We start from the raw sequence: 21,688 nt of genomic DNA, 5'->3' as shown, positions 1-21,688 counted from the left end.
CTCTCCTGCAGTACGAAAGCTCCCCGCGTGCGCTCCCCCAATTCCGCATGCCGGAAGTCACGCGGGGGCCCCGCGTTCCCTCCAGAGGGCACGCGGGGACCCCGCGTGCCCTTCCAGGTACACGCAGGGGCCCCGCGTTCCCCTGGGGGAAGCGCGGGGCCCCTGCGTGGCCGGTTGCTGCTAGCGCTTGCGGCGGTTGCCCTTCGCGGCCTGGCGGGCCGCCTCACGCCGCTCCTTGCGGGTGCCGCTCTGGGCGCCACCGCCGTTGTTCTCGTCGCTGTGCTGCTCGACGCCGCCGTCCTCGGCCGGGCCGCTGTAGCTCAGATGCTGCTCACCGGGGCCACCGAGACCCTTGCCGCGCAGGGCGGGCGGGATCGCGTTGCCGGTGGCGAGCTGCGCCATCGCCGGACCCGCCGGGGCAGCCGGCTGCTGCTGCGCCTGCTGCTGGGCGGCCGCCGCGGCACGGGCGCGGGCACGGGCCCCCGTCGCGGGCAGCGGCTGCGGGGTCTGGCTCAGCAGGACCGGGACCTCCGGCTCCGGCTGGGGCTCCGGCTCCGCAGCCTCGACCTGCAGGTTGAACAGGAAGCCGACGATCTCCTCCTTCAACGCGTCGAGCATCGCGTTGAACATGTCGAAGCCCTCGCGCTGGTACTCGATGAGGGGGTCGCGCTGCGCCATGGCGCGCAGACCGATGCCCTCCTTCAAGTAGTCCATCTCGTAGAGGTGCTCGCGCCACTTGCGGTCGAGGACCGACAGCAGCACGCGGCGCTCCAGCTCGCGCATGGCGCCCTCGCCGACGCGGCCGTCGATCTCGGCCTCGCGCTCGCGGTAGGCCTTCAGCGCGTCCTCGACGAGCACCTCGCGCAGGTACTCGCGGCTGACGTCCTCGTCGGACTCCAGCAGCTTGTCCGGGTCGACGCTCACCGGGTACAGCGTCTTGAGCGCCGTCCACAGCTTGTCGAAGTCCCAGTCCTCGGCGTAGCCGTCGGCGGTCGCGCCGTTGACGTACTCCTCGACCACGCTCTCGATCATGTGCTCGACCTGGTCCTTCAGGTCTTCACCCTCGAGGACGCGGCGGCGCTCGGCGTAGATCACCGTGCGCTGGCGGTTCATGACCTCGTCGTACTTGAGGACGTTCTTGCGGATCTCGAAGTTCTGCTGCTCGACCTGGGTCTGCGCGCTGCGGATGGCGCGGGTGACCATCTTGTGCTCGATCGGCACGTCGTCCGGCACGTTCAGGCGCGTCATGACCATCTCGACCATGGACGCGTTGAACCGGCGCATCAGCTCGTCCTGCAGCGACAGGTAGAACCGCGACTCACCGGGGTCGCCCTGACGGCCGGTGCGGCCGCGGAGCTGGTTGTCGATGCGGCGCGACTCGTGGCGCTCGGTGCCGAGCACGTAGAGACCACCGGCCTCGCGCACCTCGTCGGCCTCGGCCTTGCCCTGGGTCGTGAGCTCCTCGACGACCTTGGCCCACTCGGCCTCGTACTCCTCCGGCGTGGTCACCGGGTCGAGGCCGCGGTCGCGCAGCTCGTGGTCGGCGATGATGTCCGGGTTGCCGCCCAGCACGATGTCCGTACCGCGACCGGCCATGTTCGTCGCGACCGTGACGGCGCCCTTGCGGCCGGCCTTCGCGATGATCAGCGCCTCGCGGTCGTGGTGCTTCGCGTTCAGCACCTCGTGCGGGATGCCCTTGCGCACCAACAGCTTCGACAGGTACTCGGAGCGCTCGACGCTCGTCGTGCCGATCAGGACCGGCTGGCCCTTGGCGTGCTTCTCCGCGATGTCCTCCGCGACCGCCTCGAACTTCGCCTCCTCGCTCTTGTAGACGAGGTCGGGCTGGTCCTTGCGCTGCGGCGGGCGGTTCGTCGGGATCGGCACGACGCCCAGCTTGTAGGTCTGGTGGAACTCGGCCGCCTCGGTCTCCGCGGTACCGGTCATGCCGCCGAGCTTCTCGTACAGGCGGAAGTAGTTCTGGAGGGTGATCGTGGCGAGCGTCTGGTTCTCCGCCTTGATCTCCACACCTTCCTTGGCCTCGATGGCCTGGTGCATGCCCTCGTTGTAGCGCCGCCCGGCGAGCACACGACCCGTGAACTCGTCGACGATCATGACCTCGCCGTTGCGGACGATGTAGTCCTTGTCCTTGGTGTAGAGCTCCTTCGCCTTGAGGGCGTTGTTCAGGTAGCCCACCAGCGGGGTGTTCGCCGCCTCGTACAGGTTCTCGATGCCCAGCTGGTCCTCGATGAACGAGACGCCCTGCTCGGACACGCCGACCGTGCGCTTGCGCTCGTCGACCTCGTAGTGCGTGTCGCGCTTCATGAGCGGGCTCAGCCGCGCGAACTCGACGTACCACCGGGCGCTCTGCTCCGCGGGACCACTGATGATCAACGGCGTGCGCGCCTCGTCGATCAGGATCGAGTCGACCTCGTCGACGATCGCGTAGTAGTGCCCGCGCTGCACGCACTCGTCCAGGCTCCACGCCATGTTGTCGCGCAGGTAGTCGAAGCCGAACTCGTTGTTCGTGCCGTAGGTGATGTCCGCGTTGTACGCCGCACGCCGCTGCTCCGGCGTCATCTCGGACAGGATCGCCCCGACCGTGAGCCCGAGGAACCGGTGGACACGGCCCATCCAGTCCGCGTCGCGCTTGGCGAGGTAGTCGTTCGTGGTGATGACGTGCACGCCGCGGCCGGCCAGCGCGTTGAGGTAGACCGGCATGACGGAGGTCAGCGTCTTGCCCTCACCGGTGCGCATCTCGGAGATCTGCCCGAGGTGCAGCGCCGCGCCGCCCATGAGCTGCACGTCGTACGGGCGCTGGCCGAGGGTGCGCTTCGCGGCCTCGCGGGCCACGGCGAACGCCTCCGGCAGCAGTTCGTCGAGCGACTCGCCCTCGGCGTGGCGCTTCTTGAACTCCTCCGTCTTCGCACGCAGCTCGGCGTCGGAAAGGTCGACCACGTCGTCTTCGAGGTGGTTGATGTGTGCTGCGATGTTGCGGAGGCGCTTGAGCATCTTGCCCTCGCCGGCGCGGAGCAGTCGGGACAGCACCATCTGGATAGACCTCATCACCTGTATCGCGGCGCGCCCACGTCGGACGCCTTTCCCCTGCCCATCGTAGGCAAGTCGCCAAGATGTGTGCACAGACACAGGCGGATTGCCGCGCCTGACCTGGTATGGGCAGGTCAGGCAGGCCGTTCTGCGATCTTCCGCAGACCACCTGCCGCCGGTGCCCCCATCTCGGCTACTGGTGTGGAGAACGCATGAGGCCCGTGTGAAGGTTCCTGGCAGCGCGAAGTTCACCTTGACGGTGAACGAACCGCGGTTGACAAGCCCGTTTGGTCCCGTTTGCGCCGTCGGCGGGTGGCCGGTGAACGCACACCGCCGCCCTCACGCGCGAGGGGCGCGAAGGGCGGCGGTGGTCGAAGGTGTGTGGTTTACCGGATCAGGCCAGCCTGATCACGCCGTAGTCGAATCCCTTCCGGCGGTAGACGACGCTCGGGCGACCGCTGTCGGAGTCGGCGAACAGGTAGAAGTCGTGTCCGACCAGTTCCATCTCGTAGAGGGCCTGGTCGACCGTCATGGGTTTGGCGGCGTGCTCCTTCTCGCGCACCACGCGTCCGGGCAACTTGTCCTCGAGGCCGTCGTCCCACCGCTGCGCGGGCACTTCCGCCATGCCCTCGTAGTCGGCCTCAGGTGCGTCGAGCACCGCGGTCTTCGCGCGGCGCGACGTCATGACCTGACCGTTCTGGTCAGCAGCGGGGGAGGTGTCCCCCAGCCCGCTTGTCGCTTCCGCCACCGAGATCGGGGCGCGGGCCCCGTGGTGGACGCGCCTGCGGTCGTGCGACCGGCGCAGGCGGTTCTCGAGCTTCGCGACCGCAGCGTCCAACGCGGCGTAGAAGTCACCCGCGCAGGCTTCGGAACGGACCACCGGTCCACGTCCCTTGCCGGTGATTTCGACCCGCTGGCAGTTCTTCGACTGGCGGCGGTTCGGCTCGTGGAAGAGTTCCACGTCGAAGCGGATGACCTTGCGGTCGTAACGCTCAAGCCGGGCCAGCTTTTCGGCGACGTGCACCCTGTAGTGATCGGGCACCTCGACGTTGCGGCCCTTGACGACGATGTCCATACACGACCTCCCTCGCTTTGCTGCGAGCTTTGGCTGGACTGATTTATCGAGCGCCGTGGCGATCTTGGATCGCAGATGTGTCGCAGAGGGTCGTCCTCGGCAGGTCTCACGGCGCCTGGGTCATGGGCTGTTCGCCTCCTCCCCGCGGGCCGGGAACGCTGATAGCGGTGCACGTTAGCTTGGGATTCACCGTCGCGTAAGCCCCCTTGCCGGGCGAACCGGCAGATTTTTCGGCGACTACGCAGCGCGACAACTCCCTGCCACAGCACGTGTTCCCAGCGTGGCACGAGCACCGCTCTCCGGCATCTCGCTCACCCGTAAGGCGCAGCGCGTGGCCACCACTCGACCGCAGCACCACTGCGTCGAACGGTTCCCAGCGCGGCCTCATACCCAGCCAACGGGTGACCACCGCGTCATGTTCCCGAAACTTCGAAGAGATCGATTCCGATGCCTCCGACTCCGGTCCAGATGCGACGGAACCGCGCTTTCTCCAACTGAACCGTTCCGTTTCGCTGACCGATCACGAGCGTGTCACGCCCGGCGCGCCAGCGGTTTTCGCCCATTCGCGTACGAGCCCGGCGATCTCCACCACTGTCCGGCGAACCACGCGATTCCTCTGATAACCGCTGGTCAGCTCTACAAGTGAATAGGCGTTAACCGGAGCACCGAGCAGACACCCGGCATCGGGCGGTGCCAAACGCACCGCCTGCGGGGACCACCGCGCAGGACCGCGCGACCAGCCCTGGCGCTCCACGCCCAGGGGCAGCGCTCTGCGGCGGCGCACGACACGGCGACGAAACACGGGTCTGTCCAACGTCGGGTCCAAACGTGCCACTCCGCAGTTCCGGATCTTCGGACAGGACGGGGCTCGCGACGACGACCTGGGGATTCCCGTCCAACCGGGACGAACCGGTGATCCACTGGCCGGCACCAACTTCACCCTTGTGGGCGGTGCCGAAAGTCCCGGTCGAACCGTCAACCCCACGAACGCGCTGACGAAAGCGCCAGCACGGCCTGCGCGCGAACACCGGACGATCGCAACGCGCGGGCACATTCACCAGCCGTCGCACCCGTCGTGACCACGTCGTCCAGCAGCACAACGGTTCCCGGTGGGGGTCTGCCGCAAACGCGCACGCGCCCGTCCACGTTCCTCCTGCGCGCTCCCGGACCCAGCCCCACGGAGTCGGCCACGCCCGCCGTGAACGACAGGACCGGTGCCACGGCGGCGATCTCCACGGCCCGCGCGATTCTCACCATGTGGTCGCCCCCGCGTTCCTTGGCCGCCCCGGCCCGTGACGGCGCCGGCACCAGCACCCACGGCGCGGGCCCGACCGACACGAGCGCCGCGGCCACCACGGCGCCGAACCACGCAGCCAACGCCCGCGCACCCCGTTCCTTGAACGCGAGCACGAGCTCCCGCACCACGCCGTCGTACGCCGCCAGCGCCCACACCGGCGGCCCGACACCGGGCACGGACAGGCGAGCCGGCGGCCCGAACGCACCGAGGCAGGACGAGCAGCAGGCGGGGCCGGGCCGCCCGCAGCCGGAGCAGCGGACGGGCACGATCAGCTCAAGGGGCATGTGGACCAGGGTGACGACGGGGTCTGACATTTTCCGCGGTCCCGCACACCGCCGAACCAGCGATGGGTGCGCAGGCGGCCGGAAGGGCGGTTGGCAGCGGAAAAGTGCTCGCTGATCTTGAGTTGGCAGTACTTGCAGACGCCGGTAGGAGCAGGGGGTCAGCCCGGGTAGAAGACCTGTGAACCGGTTGACGTGCGGATCGGGCTCGGACGCCACACGTCGGTGATGTCCGTGGCGATCCACAGCCCGGAGCTGTCGATCACCTGCACCGACCGCGACGGGCCCGCGGCCACCGACCCGACGAGCCCGGTGAGGTTCGACTGGCTGTACCGGTCGAGCTTGGCCCCGTCGATGTACACCTTGCTGACCGGCAGCGCGGCCACGGACGACGACACGACCACGATGTCCTGCGACAGCCAGTCCACCGACAGCACCGAGGAGCCCAGCAGGGACGGCTGAACGGCCCGCGGGGAGCGCAGCGCCACGTCCTGCTGGTTGCGGACCACGGAGGCCACGTAGAGCTTCCCGGCGATGACCAGGGCGGCGCGCGTGCCGTCGCGGGAGAGGCGGAGCTCGGTGATGCCGCCGAACGCGGCCAGGTCGGTGGTGTTGACGCTCTTCGCGGTCCAGTTGCCGTTGTCCGCACGGGTGACGCGCGTGACCGAGCTCCCGTCGGCGACGGTCCAGACCTCCTTGCTCGGCTCCTTCGGACCGCTCGACAGCAGCCACGTCGGTCTGGTCAGCGAGGTGGCCGGCAGGTCCACCTCGGACAGCGGCTGCTCGTTCTCCCCCACCCGCAGGCGCATCGCCGCGCCGTCGCGGGTCACCACCGCCAGGCGCGAGCCGTCCAGCGACTGGGCCGCGCTCGCCACGGTGTAGGTGCCGTCGCCGGCCGGGCCCTTGACGGCGACGCCGTCGTTCAGCGAGCGCAGGCGGCCGTCCACGACCAGCATGCCGGGCAGGTTCACGTTCGAGGCCAGCAACGCCTCACCCGCGGTCGCCGACACGTCGGACGGGCGGTAGTCGCGTTGCTCGGCCAGGATCTGCTGGCCGTCGACGAGGACGCGGATGCGCGAGGACGTGACGCCCTGGAACGACTTCACGACCTGCGCGACGATCTGCTTGTTCTTCTCCGGCGTGCGGTCGTTGCCGACCTTGGTGAGGTTGACCTCGAGCGCGCCGTCGTCGGCTTCCTTGGTGTTCGAGAACTTGTCGGTGTCCGGGCCCAGCGCGGAGACCAGCGTGTCGCGCAGCGCGTCACTGGGGCCCTTGATCAGCAGCTCGGTCACGCGGGTCGGGATGTCGGTGGCGGGCGGCACGACCACGAACCGCGGGTCCGGCACCAGCACGCTGAACTCCGGGTTGTAGAACCAGAGCACGACGCGGCGGTAGCTGTTGTTGAACACGTTCTGCGGCATGTAGACGCCCAGCGGCGGCTCGGAGATGCGCCACTGGTTCTCGTTGTTGCGCTCCAGCTTCACCGGCGTCGAGAAGTCGCCGAGCTGCGGCACGAACGCGTTGTCGTTGGCGCCCAGGCGGCCGACGTTCTTGCCCTGCAGCAACACGGTCTGCGTCTTCTCGGCCTGCGCCTGCGAGGTCGGCACGGTCGAGAACGACGTCTCGATGATCGTGGGGCTCTTGGTGTCCCACTTCTTGTCGGCCTCCGGCGTCAGGTACGCCCGCGCCGCCGCGTAGTTGTGGTCCGGGTTGGACGTCGCGCCGATGAAGTCGCGAACCAGCTCGAACGGGTCGAGGTCGCGCCGCGGCTCGGGCGCCTGGTTCGTGTTCGAGGCCTTGTTGTCCTTGGTGCCGATGGGTTTCGGCTGGGTGTTCGTCGGGATCGCGGCACAGCCCGTGATCGTCACGAGCACGAGGAGCACCAGGGTCAGCCGCTTCACCGCACTTCCTCCGAAACCTCGTCGGGCACGCCGTCGACCGGTTCGGCCGGCTGCCAGGTGATCTCCTCGGGGGTCAGCTCGACCTCCTCCGGTTCCTCCGCCACCGGCGTCTCCGCGACGGCGGCGACCGCGCCGGCCGCGATGGCGGGCGCCAGCGGCAACGGGCTCTCGCGCAGCTCCTCGCCGTGCGTGCGCGGCAGCGTCAGGCGGAACACCGCGCCGTGGCCCGGTTCTCCCCATGCCTCCAGCCAGCCGCCGTGCAGCCGCGCGTCCTCCAGCGAGATCGACAGGCCGAGGCCGGTGCCGCCGGTGCGCCGGTTGCGCGACGGGTCGGCGCGCCAGAACCGGCTGAACACCAGGTCCGCCTCGCCCGGCCGCAGCCCGACGCCGTGGTCCCGCACGGTGATCGCGACCGCGTCGGCGTTGCCGCGCATGGTCAGCTCGACCGGCTGGCCCTCGCCGTGGTCGATCGCGTTCGCCAGCAGGTTGCGCAGGATGCGCTCCACGCGGCGGGAGTCCAGCTCGGCGGTGAGCTCCTCGTCCGGGAGGTCCAGCACCACCGGGGAGTTCGCCGTCGTCGACAGCGCGCGCACCGAGTCGTGCGCCCGGCGGGCCAGCACGCGGATGTCCACCTGTTCGGCGGTCAGCTCCTCGACACCGGCGTCCAGGCGGGAGATCTCCAGCAGGTCGCCCAGCAGCGACTCGAACCGGTCGAGCTCGTCGACCAGCAGCTCGGTGGAGCGGGCGAGCCCGGCGGGGAACTGCTCGCGCGAGGCGTGCAGGACGTCCGCGGCCATGCGCACGGTCGTCAGCGGCGTGCGCAGCTCGTGCGAGACGTCCGAGGTGAACCGGCGCTGCAGCTGGCCGAACTCCTCCAGCTGCTTGAACTGGGCCTGGATGGACTCGGCCATCTCGTTGAACGACTCGGCCAGCCGCGCCACGTCGTCCTCGCCGACGACGTGCATGCGTTCGTGCAGCACGCCGTCCGCGAACCGCTCCGCGACCTCGGCCGCCTGCCGCACCGGCCGCACGACCTGCCGGGTCACCAGGTTCGCGATCAGCGCGAGCAGCATCAGCAGCACGACGCCACCGACCACGAGCGTCGACTGCACGACCTCGGCGGTGCGCTGCTCGGAGGCCAGCGGGAAGATCAGGTAGAGCTGCATCGACCGGGCCGTGGTGCTCATCGGCAGGCCGACGACGTACAGCGTGGTCGGTTGCCCGCCGCGCTGCACGGTGTGGATCTGGGTGCCCTCGCCGCCGTTCTCGACCATCTCGCGCAGGCCGGGCGGCACGTCGTCGAGCGGCCCGACGGACGGCACGCGGGCGCTGTTGGACGCGAGCCCGTCGGCCAGCACGGGTTCGAACGCGCCGGCGCCGGCCGCCGTGGCGTCGGTGCCGGCGCTGCCCACCGCGAGCTTGTTGATCGCGCTGGTGAACCGCGTCTGCACGCTGTCCGGACCGGGGTTGAGGCCCACGAGGTCGGACTGGATCAGCGTCTGCGAGGCCTTCGCCTGGCGGACCGCCGCCTCCTCCTTGGTGGCCAGCAGCTGGTTGGTGATCTGCATCTGCAGGACCATGCCCAGCACGAAGACCACGGCGGACGACAGCGCGAGCGTGGACACCACGACCCGCAGCTGCAGCGAACGCCGCCACAGATCACCGAACGCGGCCCACCGCTTGCGCGCCTCCTCGACGAGGAACTGCGCCTTCGCGGCGAGCGGCCGAACGAACTTCATACGCCACCTGTCACGGAGGGCCGGCCTTGTACCCGACACCGCGAACGGTCAACACCACCTCGGGGTGCTCCGGGTCCCGTTCCACCTTGGACCGCAGCCGCTGCACGTGGACGTTCACCAGGCGGGTGTCGGCGGCGTGCCGGTAGCCCCACACCTGTTCGAGCAGCACCTCGCGGGTGAACACCTGGCGCGGCTTGCGGGCGAGCGCGACCAGCAGGTCGAACTCCAGCGGCGTCAGCTGGATCGGACGGCCCTCGCGCAGCACCTCGTGACCGGGCACGTCGATCGTCAGGTCGCCGATCTGCAGCACCTCGGACGGCTCGGCCTCGGTGCGCCGCAGGCGCGCCCGGATGCGGGCGACCAGCTCCTTCGGCTTGAACGGCTTGACGACGTAGTCGTCGGCACCGGACTCAAGACCCAGCACCACGTCGACCGTGTCGCTCTTCGCGGTGAGCATCACGATCGGCACGCCCGACTCGGACCTGATCGCCTTGCAGACGTCGATGCCGTTCATGCCGGGCAGCATCAGGTCGAGCAGCACGAGGTCGGGCTTGAGCTCGCGCAGCGCGGGCAGGGCACGGGCACCGTCGGCGACCACCGCGGTGTCGAAGCCCTCCCCGCGCAACACGATCGTCAGCATCTCCGCCAGGGCGGGGTCGTCATCGACGACGAGCACGCGTGCCTTCATGCCCAACATCGTTGCACTGCCGGTCGCGCGTTCGCGCACCACCCACGTTCCATCGCCGCTGGTGGCGGAGCGCGCTCGTTCGGTAACCGGCCGGAACCCTCGTTCCACGTGCCCCACCTCGCCTGATTCGGCCTGATCGTCGCGTGCATCGTCGTGCGACGGTCACCATTCGTTACCCGGTGGTGTCAGGCCGTGCGGACGGCCGAGGCCAGCCAGATGCGCGCGTCACCCACCTTCCGCGGGTCGGTGATGGCGGGTACCGGGCGTTCGTGCCGCGCGGCCAGGTCGACCTGGTGCGTCACGGTGCCGCGCCAGCCGTGCCCTGCCAGCCACGCCACCGGGTCCTCCACGTCGGAGCACCAGCCGGCGTCCATCGAGTCGAACCGCTGCTGCACCGCCCTCATCTGCGGCAGCTCCCGGAACGCGCGGTTGACGTGTTCGAGCGCGAGCGTGCTGCCGCGGGCCGACAGCGCGCCGACCCAGTGCATGATCCGCTCGCCGGCCTCGGGGGGCAGGAACATGAAGAGGCCCTCCAGCAACCACGCCGTGGGCCTCCTCGGGTCGTACCCCGCGTGGATCAGCGAGGTCGCCCAGTCGTCGCGCAGGTCGCAGGGGACGACGACCCGGTCGCAGGACGGACGTGCCCCCAGGTCGCCGAGGGCCTGCTCCTTGAAGTCGAGCAGCTCCGGTAAGTCGAGCTCGAACACGGTCGTGCCCGGCGGCCAGTTCAACCGGAACGCTCTTGTGTCGAGCCCGGCCGCCATCAGCACGACCTGGGGTCGCGCCGCGTCGAGGAGCTGGTCGTCGAAGTAGCGGGTGCGCAGGACGAAGTGGTCACCGGCGAGGTTGCGCACGCCGTTGAGGTCGCTCGCGGAGCCTGCGGCCGTCACCAGCCCCTCGGCCAGCGGGTCGTCGAAGAGGCGGTCGAGTTGGCGTTGCTCGGTGGCACGGGCGGCGGCGATCAGGACCGCCGTCCGGGCGACCCCGACCGGGGTGCGCTGCAATACGCGCTTCAAATTGGGCACTCCTATTAACTCACAGTGACGTACCGACACTCGATCGTGTCAATGGGTACGCACGTGAGCGACCACTCAAGGAGTGAAGAGCGGTCCCAAAAGCGAACGGAAGTTCACGTTTGACCGGCCGTCGACCAATTGCCACGGCGCGAGCCAGCCGATGTTCGCCAATCCGTCGTAAACAGCACCGCAACGGGCTTGCAGGCCGCCATCGGATTCATAAATGTCTCGCGCACGAGACCCGTCTTCCCGCTCCCGTTTCGCGGCACGTTCCGCGGCGACCTCGACGGGCACGCGCAGCAGCAGGTGCAGGTCCGGAACGGGCAGCCCGAACCGCTCGACCTCCAGCTCGCGGACCCACCGCACGAACTCCCCGTGCTCGTCCTGGTGCAGCCGCGCGGCGCTGTAGGCGGCGCTGGAGGCGACGTACCGGTCGAGCAGCACGACGTCGTGCCGTTCGAGGTCCGCGCGGATCTCGTCGGCGGCGCCGCGCCGGTCCAGCGCGTACAGCACGGCCATGCCGTAGACGGAGTCGCTGAGGTCGCCGATGTTGCCGTAGAGGGCGTCGCGGACCAGGTCCGCGTGCACGCTGATCCCGTAGCGGGGGAAAGCGTGGCTGGTCACGGTCCTGCCCTCGGCTTCAAGAGCGGCGATCAGACCGTTGGCCAAGGTGCGCTTGCCGGCCCCGTCGAGGCCCTCGATCACTACGAGCTTTCCCACGCCAGCACCCTACGGGACCGGTACCGGCCACTCACACGGCCGCAACCCGTCCCCCACACGGGCGAAATCCGATCTTTCGATCACCAGATCGAGTGACTACGGTGAACAGTCACACGGCGCGTGTGTGAAGGGTAGGTGCCGCGGTGGCCGCGGAATCCGGGCACGCCGAGTCGGTCGACGAACCGATCGGTAACCCGACCGGGGGTCTGCCGACCCCGCTCGCCGAGACGCTGCGCTACGGGCCGTTCCACCGCGCTCTGCGCGAGGCGATCGCCCACCGGGGCCTCTCGCTCGCACGGCTGCGCGCCCACCTCGAACAACTCGGTGTCCAGGTGGGCCAGTCGACGCTCTCGTACTGGCAACGCGGCCTGCGCCACCCGGAGGTCCCGCGTGCGATCAGCACCGTGCGCGCGTTGGAGTCCGTCCTGCGGTTGCCGCCATCGTCCCTGCTGGACCTCATCGGTCCACGCACCGCCAACACCTACCTGCCGCGCCCGGTGCCGACGTGCCCGGACTCGGCGCCGTTGCTCGCCTCGTTCGACTCGGTGCCCGAGGCCGCGCGCAGCAACGCCGACCTCGAAGTGCTCTCCGTGCACGACACCGTGCAGATCGGCATGCACCGCGAGCAGCGCTCCATCACCACACGGCTGGTCGTGCGCGCGGTGCGCCAGGGCCCGGACCGCTACCTTGCCGTCCACCAGGGCGACGACGGCGCGGTGATCGACAACGCGCTCGTGCGCGCGGGTGAGGGCTGCCGGCAGGGGCGGCTGCGCAGGGAGGGCGCTTCCCGGAACCTGGCCGTGGAGATGCTCTTCGACCGCAGGCTCTCGGCCGGTGAGGAGCACGTCTTCAGCTACACCGTCGTCGACGACACCGGCGGCGCGACGCCCGGCAACCACCGCACGTTCCGCGACGTCTGCGGCTCCTACCTGGTGCAGCTGTCGTTCCACCGGCGGGCGATGCCGGCGCGGTGCACGAAGCAGTTCCGCGCGTCGGCCGAGGCCACCCCGGTCGACGTCGAGGAGCTGGTGTGCGGGCTCGGCGGCGTCGTGAGCGCCTACTTCAGCGACGTCGGGCCGGGGATCGCGGGCATCGCGGTCGAGTGGAGCTGAGAAGCGAGGGCGAGGAAAGCGAGAGGGCTATCTTTACAGGAGTGTGAGAAGGAAGCCCTCTCATGGCCTCGCGTCGTCCACGCTAGCAGTCCTGTCCAGGACTTTGTCCAGCTGCTCGACGGTCGCGGTGAGCGGACTTCCGTCCGGAGTGGACTTGCGGCGCACCACGTCGGCCAGGTGCCAGACGGTGAAGTGCTTGCGCCCCAGTACAGCCGCCACGGTCTCGCGCACGATGCCGCGGTTGCCCTCGACCCGGTTCCCCCACGAGGCGCCGCGCAGGTACAGGTGCAGCCACGTGGCGAGCCAGCCGCCCTCGCAGCGCTCGAAGACGACCGGCAGCGCGACCCGGCCGTTGCCGCGCATGGCACTGCGCGCCCGCACGGTGCTCGGCTCGAACGGCTTGCCGCGCTGGCCGGGCTCCCGGGTCGTGAACCCGAACATCGACTCGGCGACCTCGTTGAAGCCCTCGCCGTCGTAGATGTTCACCTGCGGCACCACGTACTTCGCGGTGATGGCGGAGTGGGGCACGTCGATGAACTCCGTGGCACCGTCCGGCGCCTCGGTGAGGTCACCCGAGTAGTAGGCGCCGTCGCCGTGGTGGCTGGTCCACGACACCTGCCCCTTGAAGTCGAAGGCGGCGTTGAGCAGCACCGCGGACAGGTCGTAGTCGGTGCGCTGCCCCTTCTGCCGCCAGTACGCGAAGAACCGCAGGAGGTCGCCCTCCAGCCACGCCTTCGACCCGCGCGGCAGCACGTTGAACCCCTCTTCGGAGGCCTTGCCGGACAACGGGAGCACGACGTCGAGCGCCTCGGGCGCCACGCGCAGCTCCGAGACACCGGGCAGCCTGCGGACGAGCTCGTCCTCCAGCACGTCGACCAGGGCACCGACGACGGGGCTCGCGAGCGGCGGCCGGACGTCGTCCGTGACCCACGCCCGGCCGTTCCGGTTGGCGAAGACCCTCGCGGCGTCCGGCTTCTCGCGGTTCTGGAGGTGTTCGAGCACCGAGCAGAGCACGCGGCCGGACACCTCGGGCGCGGCGGCGCGCACGGCGTCCACGACCAGGTCCTGGTCCGCGCCGTACCGCAGCAGCCGGTCGAGCTGGCGCAGCAGCATCCCCGGTGCCGCGCCGAGGACACCGACGGCCGTGCGGAGGTCGCCCTCCTGGAACGCCAGCTCCACCCGTCCTGCGAACGACCTGACGACCTTCTCCCTGCGTGCCACCGCGAACACGTCCTGCGCGCACGGCAGCAGCTCGTACTCGTGCGGGTGCAGCCGTTCCCCGAGCCGCTTCCACGCTTCACGGTGCCGCGGCACGTCACCGAGCTTGCCGGGGTTGCTCCGCACGGTCTCGTCCAGCGCCGCCAGCAGGACCCGGCGCTCCGGCCGCCGGAACGACCGGAACCGGGTGGGCGTCCGCAGTGTCACGTCCCCGCCCGACGCCTGGCACGCCAGCCGCAGCACGTCCGTGACGGTGTCGACGGACGGCACGGCACCACGGGCCAGCCGGGCGGCGTTGACCACCGCGCGGTTCTCCCTGACCGGCACGGCCTCCGGCAGCTCGTCGGTCTGCTCGGCCAGCTCGGCGAGCAGGTGCAGGTCGGCCTCGCCCAGCGGCGTCGGGCTGCCGGCCAGCTCCAGGTAGAGGCGGCGGGTCTCCTCCGCCTCGGTCCCGCCGAGGTGCAGGACGGTGACGCGGTCCTTGACGGACGGGATCAGCGCGTCGTGCGCCTGGAGGAGCTCCTCGTAGGTGTGCCGGCGGGTGCCGTACTCCGGCAACGCGAGCAGGTTGAGCACGCCGTTCGCCGCGAGCTCGTCGGCAGGCACGTTCTTGAGCAGCGCGTCGCGCAGGCAGTGCGCCCAGAACTCGACGGTGTCCGGCACGCCGTGCGGGAAGTCCTTGAAGTAGGGGTTGTGCCGCACGTCGTCCCCGACGAGCCTGCGGACGGCGTCCACGACCGTCCGGGTGTACGCGGCCGGGTTCCGCAGACCCGCCACGTGCTCCACGAGCTCCTTCGACGCCTTGAACCCCACCTGCACCAGCGCCGCGTCCAACCGCCTGGCTTCGGCCCGGCCGTCACCGGCGGCCCCGGTCGAGGTGGGCACGCGCAAGGTCCGGCCGATGAGGGTCATGAGCACCCGCTCAGTCAACCTCGCACGTCAACCGAGTAAGTGCACCCGTTCGGGGCCGATGTTGTTCTTCGCACAACGCCTACCTTCGAGTTCCATGAACGGTGACCCGTCCACCCCGTACAGCCGTGACCTCGGTGACGAGCTGCGCCAGATCCGCGAGCAGTGCACGACGTTCCGCGGGCGCAGGATCGCGCGGATGCTCGGGTGGGACCCCGCGAAGGTGTCGAACATCGAGCACGGGAAGGTGCGGGCGAGCGAGATCGACATCGTGCAGTACCTGGGGCGGTGTGGGCGGTCGCTGGAGTTCATCGAGGGGTTTCTGGACCGGTATCGCCGCGCCTTCGACCCGTACTTCGTCCAAGCGCCGACCAACCTGCGCACCATGGTGATGGCCGAGTCCGCCGCGCAGGCAATCACTACTTACGACCTGACGTACATTCCGGGCTTGCTGCAGACCGAGGAGTACGCGCTGGCGCTGTTCGAGGCTCGTGAAGTGCTCACACCCGAACTGATCGCGGCGGCGGTCCGCTTCCGGATGGAACGGCAGTCGCTGCTGCAGCGACACGACCGGCCCTCATGCACTTTCTACATCCACGAGAACGCCCTGCGGCTCAAAGTCGGCACGGATGCGGTCATGGAAGACCAGCTGATGAGGCTGTTGTTCCACACGCACGTTCTCCGGATCGTGCCCGCGACGAGTGGTCCCGCCGGCGTCCTGACGGCCAACTACATCCTGTGGCAGTACGAGAAGCGCAGCGATGTCGCCTTCTCGGAATGCGACATCGCCCAGGTCTTCGTCCAGGACCAGATCGGGACGAAGCGCTGCAAGTCGCTCTTCGGACGGCTGGATGCGCTCGCCCTCAGTGAGGAACAATCGCGAACGATGGTGGCGGACCTCGCCAGCCGATCGCGGGAGGACCTCAGTGGCCGGAGACTGCACCTGGCGTAAGAGCAGCTACAGCGGCGGCGACTCCGTCGACAGCAACTGCGTCGAAGTGGCATTCGCCGAGGTCGTGCGCGTGCGTGACTCCAAGAACACCGCTGGCCCCGAGCTGGAGTTCAGCGCTGAGGCCTGGCGGGCGTTCGTCAGCGGCGACGAGCGCTAGTCGCCAGCCGCCTGCCACGTCACGCACTCGGGCCGCTTGCCCTCGTTCGCGAGCAGTTCCCGCAGGGCCTGCCGCACGAGGTCGAATGGTACCTCCGAGTCGGCGGGGTACTCGTGCGCGGTGCCGTAGTACAGGAAGCGCACGCCGTGCGGGTTGACGTTCTCGCCTCGGCTGAACCATTCGCCGTCATCACCGGCGTAGCGGACGGCACCGAGCGCGGTCGCCTCGTCCACGCCGACCACCAGTTCGTGCGCGGGGTCCTCGTCTGCGGCGTCGTCCACGGCGTAGATGGTCGCTGACTGGTAGTCCGGCCCAGCGTTCAGCAGTTCCGCGAGGAAGCCGTCGATGTCGTCATCAGTGCGCAGCAGCCGCACGCCGGCACCGTGCTTGTACGAAGCCTCCAAGACGTAGCTCATCCCTGGGCTTCCTTTCCTCGGTAGGTCTGCCGGCCGCCCGGCCAGTGGATCGTCACCGTCTGGCCTGGCTTGAGAATCCTCGGCAGGAGGCGGTCGCACGACCACCGGCCCTCATCGCAGGGCGCGTTGTTGACGGCGAGCGTAACGCGCATGGCGGACAAGCTGCGGAGAGCCGCGGCGAGCTTGACCTCGACGTGCGAAGCGACCCACAGGGTGCCCCTGGCCGGGCCGATCCCCAGCTCCGCCAGCACGCCGCGTGCCTGCTGCCAGTCGTGCTCGCCGCTGACGAGCGGACGCTCCACACCGTCCTCACCGACCCAGATCCCCGACGTCTTGCCGTTCTCCCGAGCGGGGAGCTTGGCGAGCAACGTCGCGCCGGGCGCAGGAACAGGTGCTGCTGGCAACGGTTCGTCGGCTCGACCGCTGCCCTCCAGCCTGTTCGCCACAGCCGTCACACCAGCGTGGATGGTGGTCAACCTGCGCTGCAACGCGTCGATGCCCGCGATCACCTGCGCGAACGTGTCGAGCACCTGGTGGATGTCGGCTTGGCCGCTTCCGGCAGCCGCCCGTTCGATGAGAACGTGCGCTTCCTCGGCGGCGTCAAGTGCGTTGGCGAGTTCGGCGAAGGGCAGCCGTTCCAGGCTTGCGCGCAACGCGGCGATGACGTCTCCGAGCGTTGCCACGCGCGTTCGTCAGCTGAGCTCGTACGGCACCGGCAACCCCATCGCCGCCAGGAACCGCGCCGTCTTGACCTCGACGAACACCTCGGCACCGTCGAACGCGTCCACGTCCTCCCCTTCGTCCCACGAAAAGGAGTCCGGGTCCTCGTCCTCGGCCAGGAACCCGCGGATCTCCTCGGCCGACACCTGCCCAGCCCACGCGGCCAACCCGGCAGCCTCACGCGAGACATCCGTGGGGTCGGACGCGCCGGGGTTCTCGAAGTACGTGCGCGGCGTCAGGCCCAGGTAGGCGACACCGGTGCCAGGCCCAGCGGGCGCGTAGACGACCGAGGTGATGTCGCTGTCGTGGATGTCGATCCACAGCCACGGCTCGGTCAGCGGCGGCAGTTCGCCCTCGGACAACGTGGTCCAGGAGCCGTTCTCGTAGGCATAGGTGCCGAAGAATCCCACGACGGACATGAAAACAGGGGCCTCCCGCGACCCTGCGCGGGAGGCCCCTGTCAGGGCAGATCAGTAGCGGTAGTGCTCCGGCTTGAACGGGCCCTCGACGTCCACGTCGATGTACTCGGCCTGCTCCTTGGTGAGCTTGGTCAGCTCTCCGCCGAGCGCCTCCAGGTGGATGCGCGCGACCTTCTCGTCGAGCACCTTCGGGAGGCGGTAGACCTCGTTGTCGTACTCCTTGAACTTGGTGAACAGCTCGATCTGCGCGATCACCTGGTTGGAGAAGGAGTTCGACATGACGAACGAGGGGTGGCCGGTGGCGTTGCCCAGGTTCATCAGGCGGCCCTCGGACAGCACGATGATCGTGCGGCCCGACGGGAAGGTCCACTCGTCGACCTGGGGCTTGATGTTGGTCTTGCGGATGCCGGGGTAGCGCTGCAGGCCGGCCATGTCGAGCTCGTTGTCGAAGTGGCCGACGTTGCCCAGGATCGCCTGGTGCTTCATCTGGGCCATGTGCTCGACGGTGACGACGTCCTTGTTGCCGGTCGTCGTGATCACGATGTCGGCGATCGGCAGGACCGTCTCCAGGCGCGCGACCTGGTAGCCGTCCATGGCGGCCTGCAGGGCGCAGATCGGGTCGATCTCGGTGACGATGACGCGGGCGCCCTGGGCGCGCAGCGACTCCGCGGAGCCCTTGCCGACGTCGCCGTAGCCGCAGACGACCGCGACCTTGCCGCCGATCAGGACGTCGGTGCCGCGGTTGAGACCGTCGACCAGCGAGTGGCGGATGCCGTAGCGGTTGTCGAACTTCGACTTGGTGACCGCGTCGTTGACGTTGATCGCGGGGAACAGCAGGTCACCGGCGGCGGCCAGCTGGTACAGGCGCATGACGCCCGTCGTGGTCTCCTCGGTGACGCCGCGGATGCCCTCGGCGATGTTCGTCCACTTCTTGCCGTCGCGCTCCAGCGACGCGCGCAGCGTGTCCAGGACGATGCCCCACTCCTCGGAGTCGTCCTCCGAGGCCGACGGGACGACACCGGCCGCCTCGTACTGCACACCCTTGTGGACCAGCAGCGTCGCGTCGCCGCCGTCGTCCAGGATCATGTTCGGGCCCTTGCCGTCGGGCCAGGTGAGCATCTGCTCGCAGGTCCACCAGTACTCCGGCAGCGTCTCGCCCTTCCAGGCGAAGCAGGAGACGCCCTTGGGCTCCTCCTCGGTGCCGTGCGGGCCGACGACGACGGCCGCGGCCGCGTGGTCCTGGGTCGAGAAGATGTTGCAGGAGGCCCAGCGGACCTCGGCGCCCAGGTCGACCAGCGTCTCGATGAGCACGGCCGTCTGGATGGTCATGTGCAGGGAGCCCGAGATGCGGGCGCCCTTGAGGGGGTGTGCACCGGAGTACTCGCGACGGAGCGCCATGAGGCCGGGCATCTCGTGCTCCGCCAGACGGATTTCCTTGCGGCCGAACTCGTGGAGTGACAGGTCGGCCACAGCGAAGTCGATGCCGTTGCGGGTCTGCAAGCGGTCCGCGGTCATTGCGAAGTCCTCCAAGGCACTTCGGAGAGGGTGTCGTGCGACCATACCGCCCTCACGATGCACCACTATGACCTCACGTCGGGTGAGGGAGGTCTGGGGTGTTCATTGCGGGCCCCGACACACGGGTGGTCGAACTGCGGGTGCACGGTGTGCAGGGGACGACGCCGCAGACGCTGGTCGACGCCGTAGCGGCCGTGGACGTCGCCGGAGACGGGCTGGGGCGCATCGTGCGCCCCGCCGACAGACTCCGCAGGCCCGCGCCCGGTCCCGTGCTCCAGACGGAGAGCCGGTCCGTGCCCCGCGTCGTCGAGGGCTACCTGTGGGGCGGGATGACGTCCGGTGGTGTGGCCAAGGCCACGTGGGCGCTGCTCTTCCCGTTCAGCATCGCCAACGTCGCCCACTGGATGCTGCCCCCCGTTCCCGATCGGAACCTGCCGGCGCACCTGCTGGGGCTCGGTCTGCGGTCGTTGCTGCGGGTGTTCGCGCTGCTGCTCACGGCACTGCTGATCGCGCAGGTCTCGGTGGTGAGCCTCGACCTGCTCGCCGCGCAGTGCCTGCGTCCCGGCACCGGCTGCCTGACCAGCATTCCGGCCGAGGCGCGCACCTTCCCCTGGTTCCGGGCGTTCCTAGGACTTTTCCCAATCATCGCGTTGCTGGTCGTCATGCGCCGGATCTCGCACGTCGAGTGGCGGATCGAGCGCCGCGAGATCGCCGAGGCGGAGAAGGAGGAGCGGCAGCCGTCCTCCGGCCTGCCCGGCGCGCACGTGGCGACCGACCCGGACACGCCGGCGCTGCGCTCGCTGCACGTCGTGATGGGCCTGGCGACGGCCGCGCTGATCGCGCTGGGTGGGCCGTTGCAGCAGCTCACGGCCTCGGGGCCGATGGGGGTCGCGATCACCGCGGCGTGGGTCGCGTCGCTGGTGTTCATCGGGTTGTGCCTGGTCAGCGCGTTGCTGCTGGACGACCCGACGGGCGGCGCACCCCACCGCGGTGGGCGGTGGCTGCGGGCGGCGTTGTCGCGCAGGCCGCGCCGGGTGTTCCTCGCGCTGGCGGCGGTGCTGGTGCTGGTCACGCTGGGTTTGCAGGAACAGCTGCCGGACCGGGTGCCGGGCGCCGACGTGACCGTGCAGGTGATCGCGCTGCTGATGGCGTTCGTGCTCGTGCTGTTCGGGCTGGTGCTGGTGCCCGCGGCGGTGCTGGCCCGCGGGACGTGGAAGGACCTGCCGCGCGAGCTGCGGCCGTGGGCCGGTGGCTGGTTCGCCGCGCCGGTGCTCGCGGTCGCGGGGCTGCTGGGTGGCGGGTTCGGTGCCGGGATCGCGCTGCCGGTGCGCAAGGCGCTCGGCGAGGAGCTGCACCTGCCGGTCGGGTACGGCTACATCACGCTGCTGTGGGGTGTGGCGGGCGCGTTGGCGTTGCTGAGCACGTTCGCGGTGGCGTCGTTCACCGGCGCGGTGCGCTGGCGGGCGTTCCGCAAGGGCAAGCTGTGGGCGCGTGAGGCGTCGTTGCTGCACTCCGGCCGGATGCGCGACCTGCGGGCCGCGACGCGGGCGTGGTGGTGGGCGCGCTGGGAGCGCAACCACGGCCACCACCTGATGATGATCGTGGCGTTCGTGCTGGTCACCGGTGCCGTGATCGCGACCGTCCTGCGGGTGCGGGACGTGCCGCTGGCGGCGTGGACGCGGCCGTTCTCGGCGTTCGGCGTGGGCGTGCTCGGCCTGCTCGCCGTGTCGCTGCTGCGGGCGGTCTACCTGGCCGCGCGGCAGCCGGAGTCCGGGCGGCGGCTCGGGATCATCGCGGACATCGCGCAGTTCTGGCCGCGGGAGGCGCACCCGATCGTGCCGCCCTGCTACGCGCTGAAGGTCGTGCCGGAGCTGGTGTCGCGGGTCGAGGACCACCTGCGCGACCCCGGCACGCGCGTGGTCCTGTGTGGACACTCGCAGGGCTCGCTGCTCGTCGCCGTCGCGGCCGCGCGGTTGCTGGAGTCGTTGCCACCGCAGGACCGGGAGCGGATCGGGCTCGTCACCGCGGGTTCGCAGCTGCAGTGGGCCTACCCGCGGGCGTTCCCGGCGGTGGTGCCGCACGCGTCGCTGGCGCGGCTAGCCGGTGGGCTCGACGGCCGCTGGCGCGCGTTGTGCCGGGGCACGGACCCGCTGGGCGGTGCGGTGACGACGTGGCGGCGGCAGGTGTTCGACGGCATGCTGCTCGGCGCCGGTTACCGCGAGGACGGGTCGGAGGGCGCGCTGGCACCGGCGTTGCGCGGGCCGACGGGAGCGCTGGTGCTGGGCGGCGACCACTGGCTGCCGGACCCGCAGCGGGGGCCGTTCCCCGGCCGGCGCTGGCGGTCGGGCGTGTCGGCGCACTCCGACTACACCTCGGACCCGGAGTGGGACCGGGCCGTGGCCATCGCGGCGGGGCTGATGCGGGTGGACACGCCGGAGGCGCCGTCGCTGCCCTTCGCGCGCAAGCCGAATATCGGGTCGCGGGACACCCTCGGCGGCTCCTAGTGTC

Annotated in this window: 17 protein-coding genes; 4 read left to right on the top strand and 13 right to left on the bottom strand. The window is 69.9% G+C overall.

Annotated features, from left to right (window positions below):
- Positions 1–180: 180 nt before the first annotated feature.
- The 8 genes from secA to ACZ7CH_RS24970 all read right to left on the bottom strand — a co-directional run bounded on the left by secA (position 181) and on the right by ACZ7CH_RS24970 (position 11,762).
- Complete coding sequence (gene secA / locus ACZ7CH_RS25005) at positions 181–3,048, bottom strand: preprotein translocase subunit SecA (protein ID WP_470370164.1); 2,868 nt, start codon at positions 3,046–3,048, stop codon at positions 181–183.
- A 391-nt stretch (positions 3,049–3,439) separates the two neighbouring features.
- Positions 3,440–4,120 (bottom strand): ribosome hibernation-promoting factor, HPF/YfiA family, encoded by a 681-nt coding sequence (gene hpf / locus ACZ7CH_RS25000; RefSeq protein WP_360395073.1) that lies wholly within the window; start codon positions 4,118–4,120, stop codon positions 3,440–3,442.
- Between the two features lie 975 nt (positions 4,121–5,095).
- Entirely contained in the window at positions 5,096–5,701 is a 606-nt protein-coding gene (locus tag ACZ7CH_RS24995) for a ComF family protein (RefSeq protein WP_360395070.1), read from the bottom strand.
- 158 nt (positions 5,702–5,859) lie between these two features.
- The gene (locus tag ACZ7CH_RS24990) at positions 5,860–7,599 is read right to left on the bottom strand and encodes an LpqB family beta-propeller domain-containing protein (RefSeq protein ID WP_360395067.1); all 1,740 of its coding nucleotides are present in this window, start codon (positions 7,597–7,599) and stop codon (positions 5,860–5,862) included.
- Complete coding sequence (mtrB, locus tag ACZ7CH_RS24985; RefSeq protein ID WP_360395064.1) at positions 7,596–9,338, bottom strand: MtrAB system histidine kinase MtrB; 1,743 nt, start codon at positions 9,336–9,338, stop codon at positions 7,596–7,598. Before mtrB ends, ACZ7CH_RS24990 begins: the two co-directional genes overlap by 4 nt.
- 10 nt (positions 9,339–9,348) lie before the next feature.
- On the bottom strand, positions 9,349–10,026 hold the full coding sequence (mtrA, locus tag ACZ7CH_RS24980) for an MtrAB system response regulator MtrA (protein WP_030471262.1): 678 nt from the start codon (positions 10,024–10,026) through the stop codon (positions 9,349–9,351).
- Positions 10,027–10,211: 185 nt separating this feature from the next.
- A complete protein-coding gene (locus ACZ7CH_RS24975; protein ID WP_360395061.1) occupies positions 10,212–11,042 on the bottom strand; it encodes an SAM-dependent methyltransferase in 831 nt (276 codons plus the stop codon).
- A gap of 75 nt (positions 11,043–11,117) precedes the next feature.
- On the bottom strand, positions 11,118–11,762 hold the full coding sequence (locus ACZ7CH_RS24970; RefSeq protein WP_470375031.1) for a dTMP kinase: 645 nt from the start codon (positions 11,760–11,762) through the stop codon (positions 11,118–11,120).
- Positions 11,763–11,905: 143 nt separating this feature from the next.
- On the opposite strand from ACZ7CH_RS24970, the gene ACZ7CH_RS24965 reads away from it, so the two are divergent.
- Entirely contained in the window at positions 11,906–12,874 is a 969-nt protein-coding gene (locus ACZ7CH_RS24965) for a helix-turn-helix domain-containing protein (RefSeq protein WP_360395055.1), read from the top strand.
- Positions 12,875–12,934: 60 nt separating this feature from the next.
- Here ACZ7CH_RS24965 and ACZ7CH_RS24960 read toward each other — a convergent pair whose 3' ends face one another.
- Positions 12,935–15,022, bottom strand: a complete 2,088-nt coding sequence (locus tag ACZ7CH_RS24960) for a TerD family protein (RefSeq protein WP_470375030.1) — start codon at positions 15,020–15,022, stop codon at positions 12,935–12,937.
- A 76-nt stretch (positions 15,023–15,098) separates the two neighbouring features.
- Between ACZ7CH_RS24960 and ACZ7CH_RS24955 the strand changes: the two genes are divergently transcribed.
- Both ACZ7CH_RS24955 and ACZ7CH_RS24950 read left to right on the top strand, forming a co-directional pair.
- A complete protein-coding gene (locus ACZ7CH_RS24955; protein WP_470375029.1) occupies positions 15,099–15,953 on the top strand; it encodes a helix-turn-helix domain-containing protein in 855 nt (284 codons plus the stop codon).
- Positions 15,928–16,110 (top strand): DUF397 domain-containing protein, encoded by a 183-nt coding sequence (locus tag ACZ7CH_RS24950; protein ID WP_470375028.1) that lies wholly within the window; start codon positions 15,928–15,930, stop codon positions 16,108–16,110. The genes ACZ7CH_RS24955 and ACZ7CH_RS24950 overlap by 26 nt, the downstream gene beginning before the upstream one ends.
- Here the strand turns inward: ACZ7CH_RS24950 and ACZ7CH_RS24945 are convergent.
- From ACZ7CH_RS24945 to ahcY, 4 genes are read right to left on the bottom strand one after another with little or no spacing between them, the layout of a single operon-like run.
- Positions 16,107–16,526, bottom strand: coding sequence for an Imm1 family immunity protein (locus tag ACZ7CH_RS24945; RefSeq protein WP_470375027.1), 420 nt, complete (start codon positions 16,524–16,526; stop codon positions 16,107–16,109). The two genes, ACZ7CH_RS24950 and ACZ7CH_RS24945, sit on opposite strands and share 4 nt — an antisense overlap.
- Positions 16,523–17,209 carry a DddA-like double-stranded DNA deaminase toxin gene (locus ACZ7CH_RS24940; protein WP_470375026.1) on the bottom strand — a complete coding sequence of 229 codons (687 nt, stop codon included), beginning with the start codon at positions 17,207–17,209 and terminating at the stop codon, positions 16,523–16,525. The genes ACZ7CH_RS24945 and ACZ7CH_RS24940 overlap by 4 nt, the downstream gene beginning before the upstream one ends.
- Before the next feature lie 9 nt (positions 17,210–17,218).
- Complete coding sequence (locus ACZ7CH_RS24935) at positions 17,219–17,665, bottom strand: hypothetical protein (RefSeq protein ID WP_470370156.1); 447 nt, start codon at positions 17,663–17,665, stop codon at positions 17,219–17,221.
- A gap of 51 nt (positions 17,666–17,716) precedes the next feature.
- Positions 17,717–19,180 carry an adenosylhomocysteinase gene (gene ahcY, locus ACZ7CH_RS24930; RefSeq protein WP_458430328.1) on the bottom strand — a complete coding sequence of 488 codons (1,464 nt, stop codon included), beginning with the start codon at positions 19,178–19,180 and terminating at the stop codon, positions 17,717–17,719.
- 98 nt (positions 19,181–19,278) lie between these two features.
- Between ahcY and ACZ7CH_RS24925 the strand changes: the two genes are divergently transcribed.
- On the top strand, positions 19,279–21,684 hold the full coding sequence (locus ACZ7CH_RS24925) for a hypothetical protein (RefSeq protein ID WP_458430327.1): 2,406 nt from the start codon (positions 19,279–19,281) through the stop codon (positions 21,682–21,684).
- Positions 21,685–21,688 lie beyond the last annotated feature (4 nt).

Source organism: Lentzea sp. NPDC037011 (genome assembly GCF_055607425.1).
Note: the sequence above shows the minus strand (reverse complement) of the source record. Positions and strands in the feature narration are given on the sequence as shown.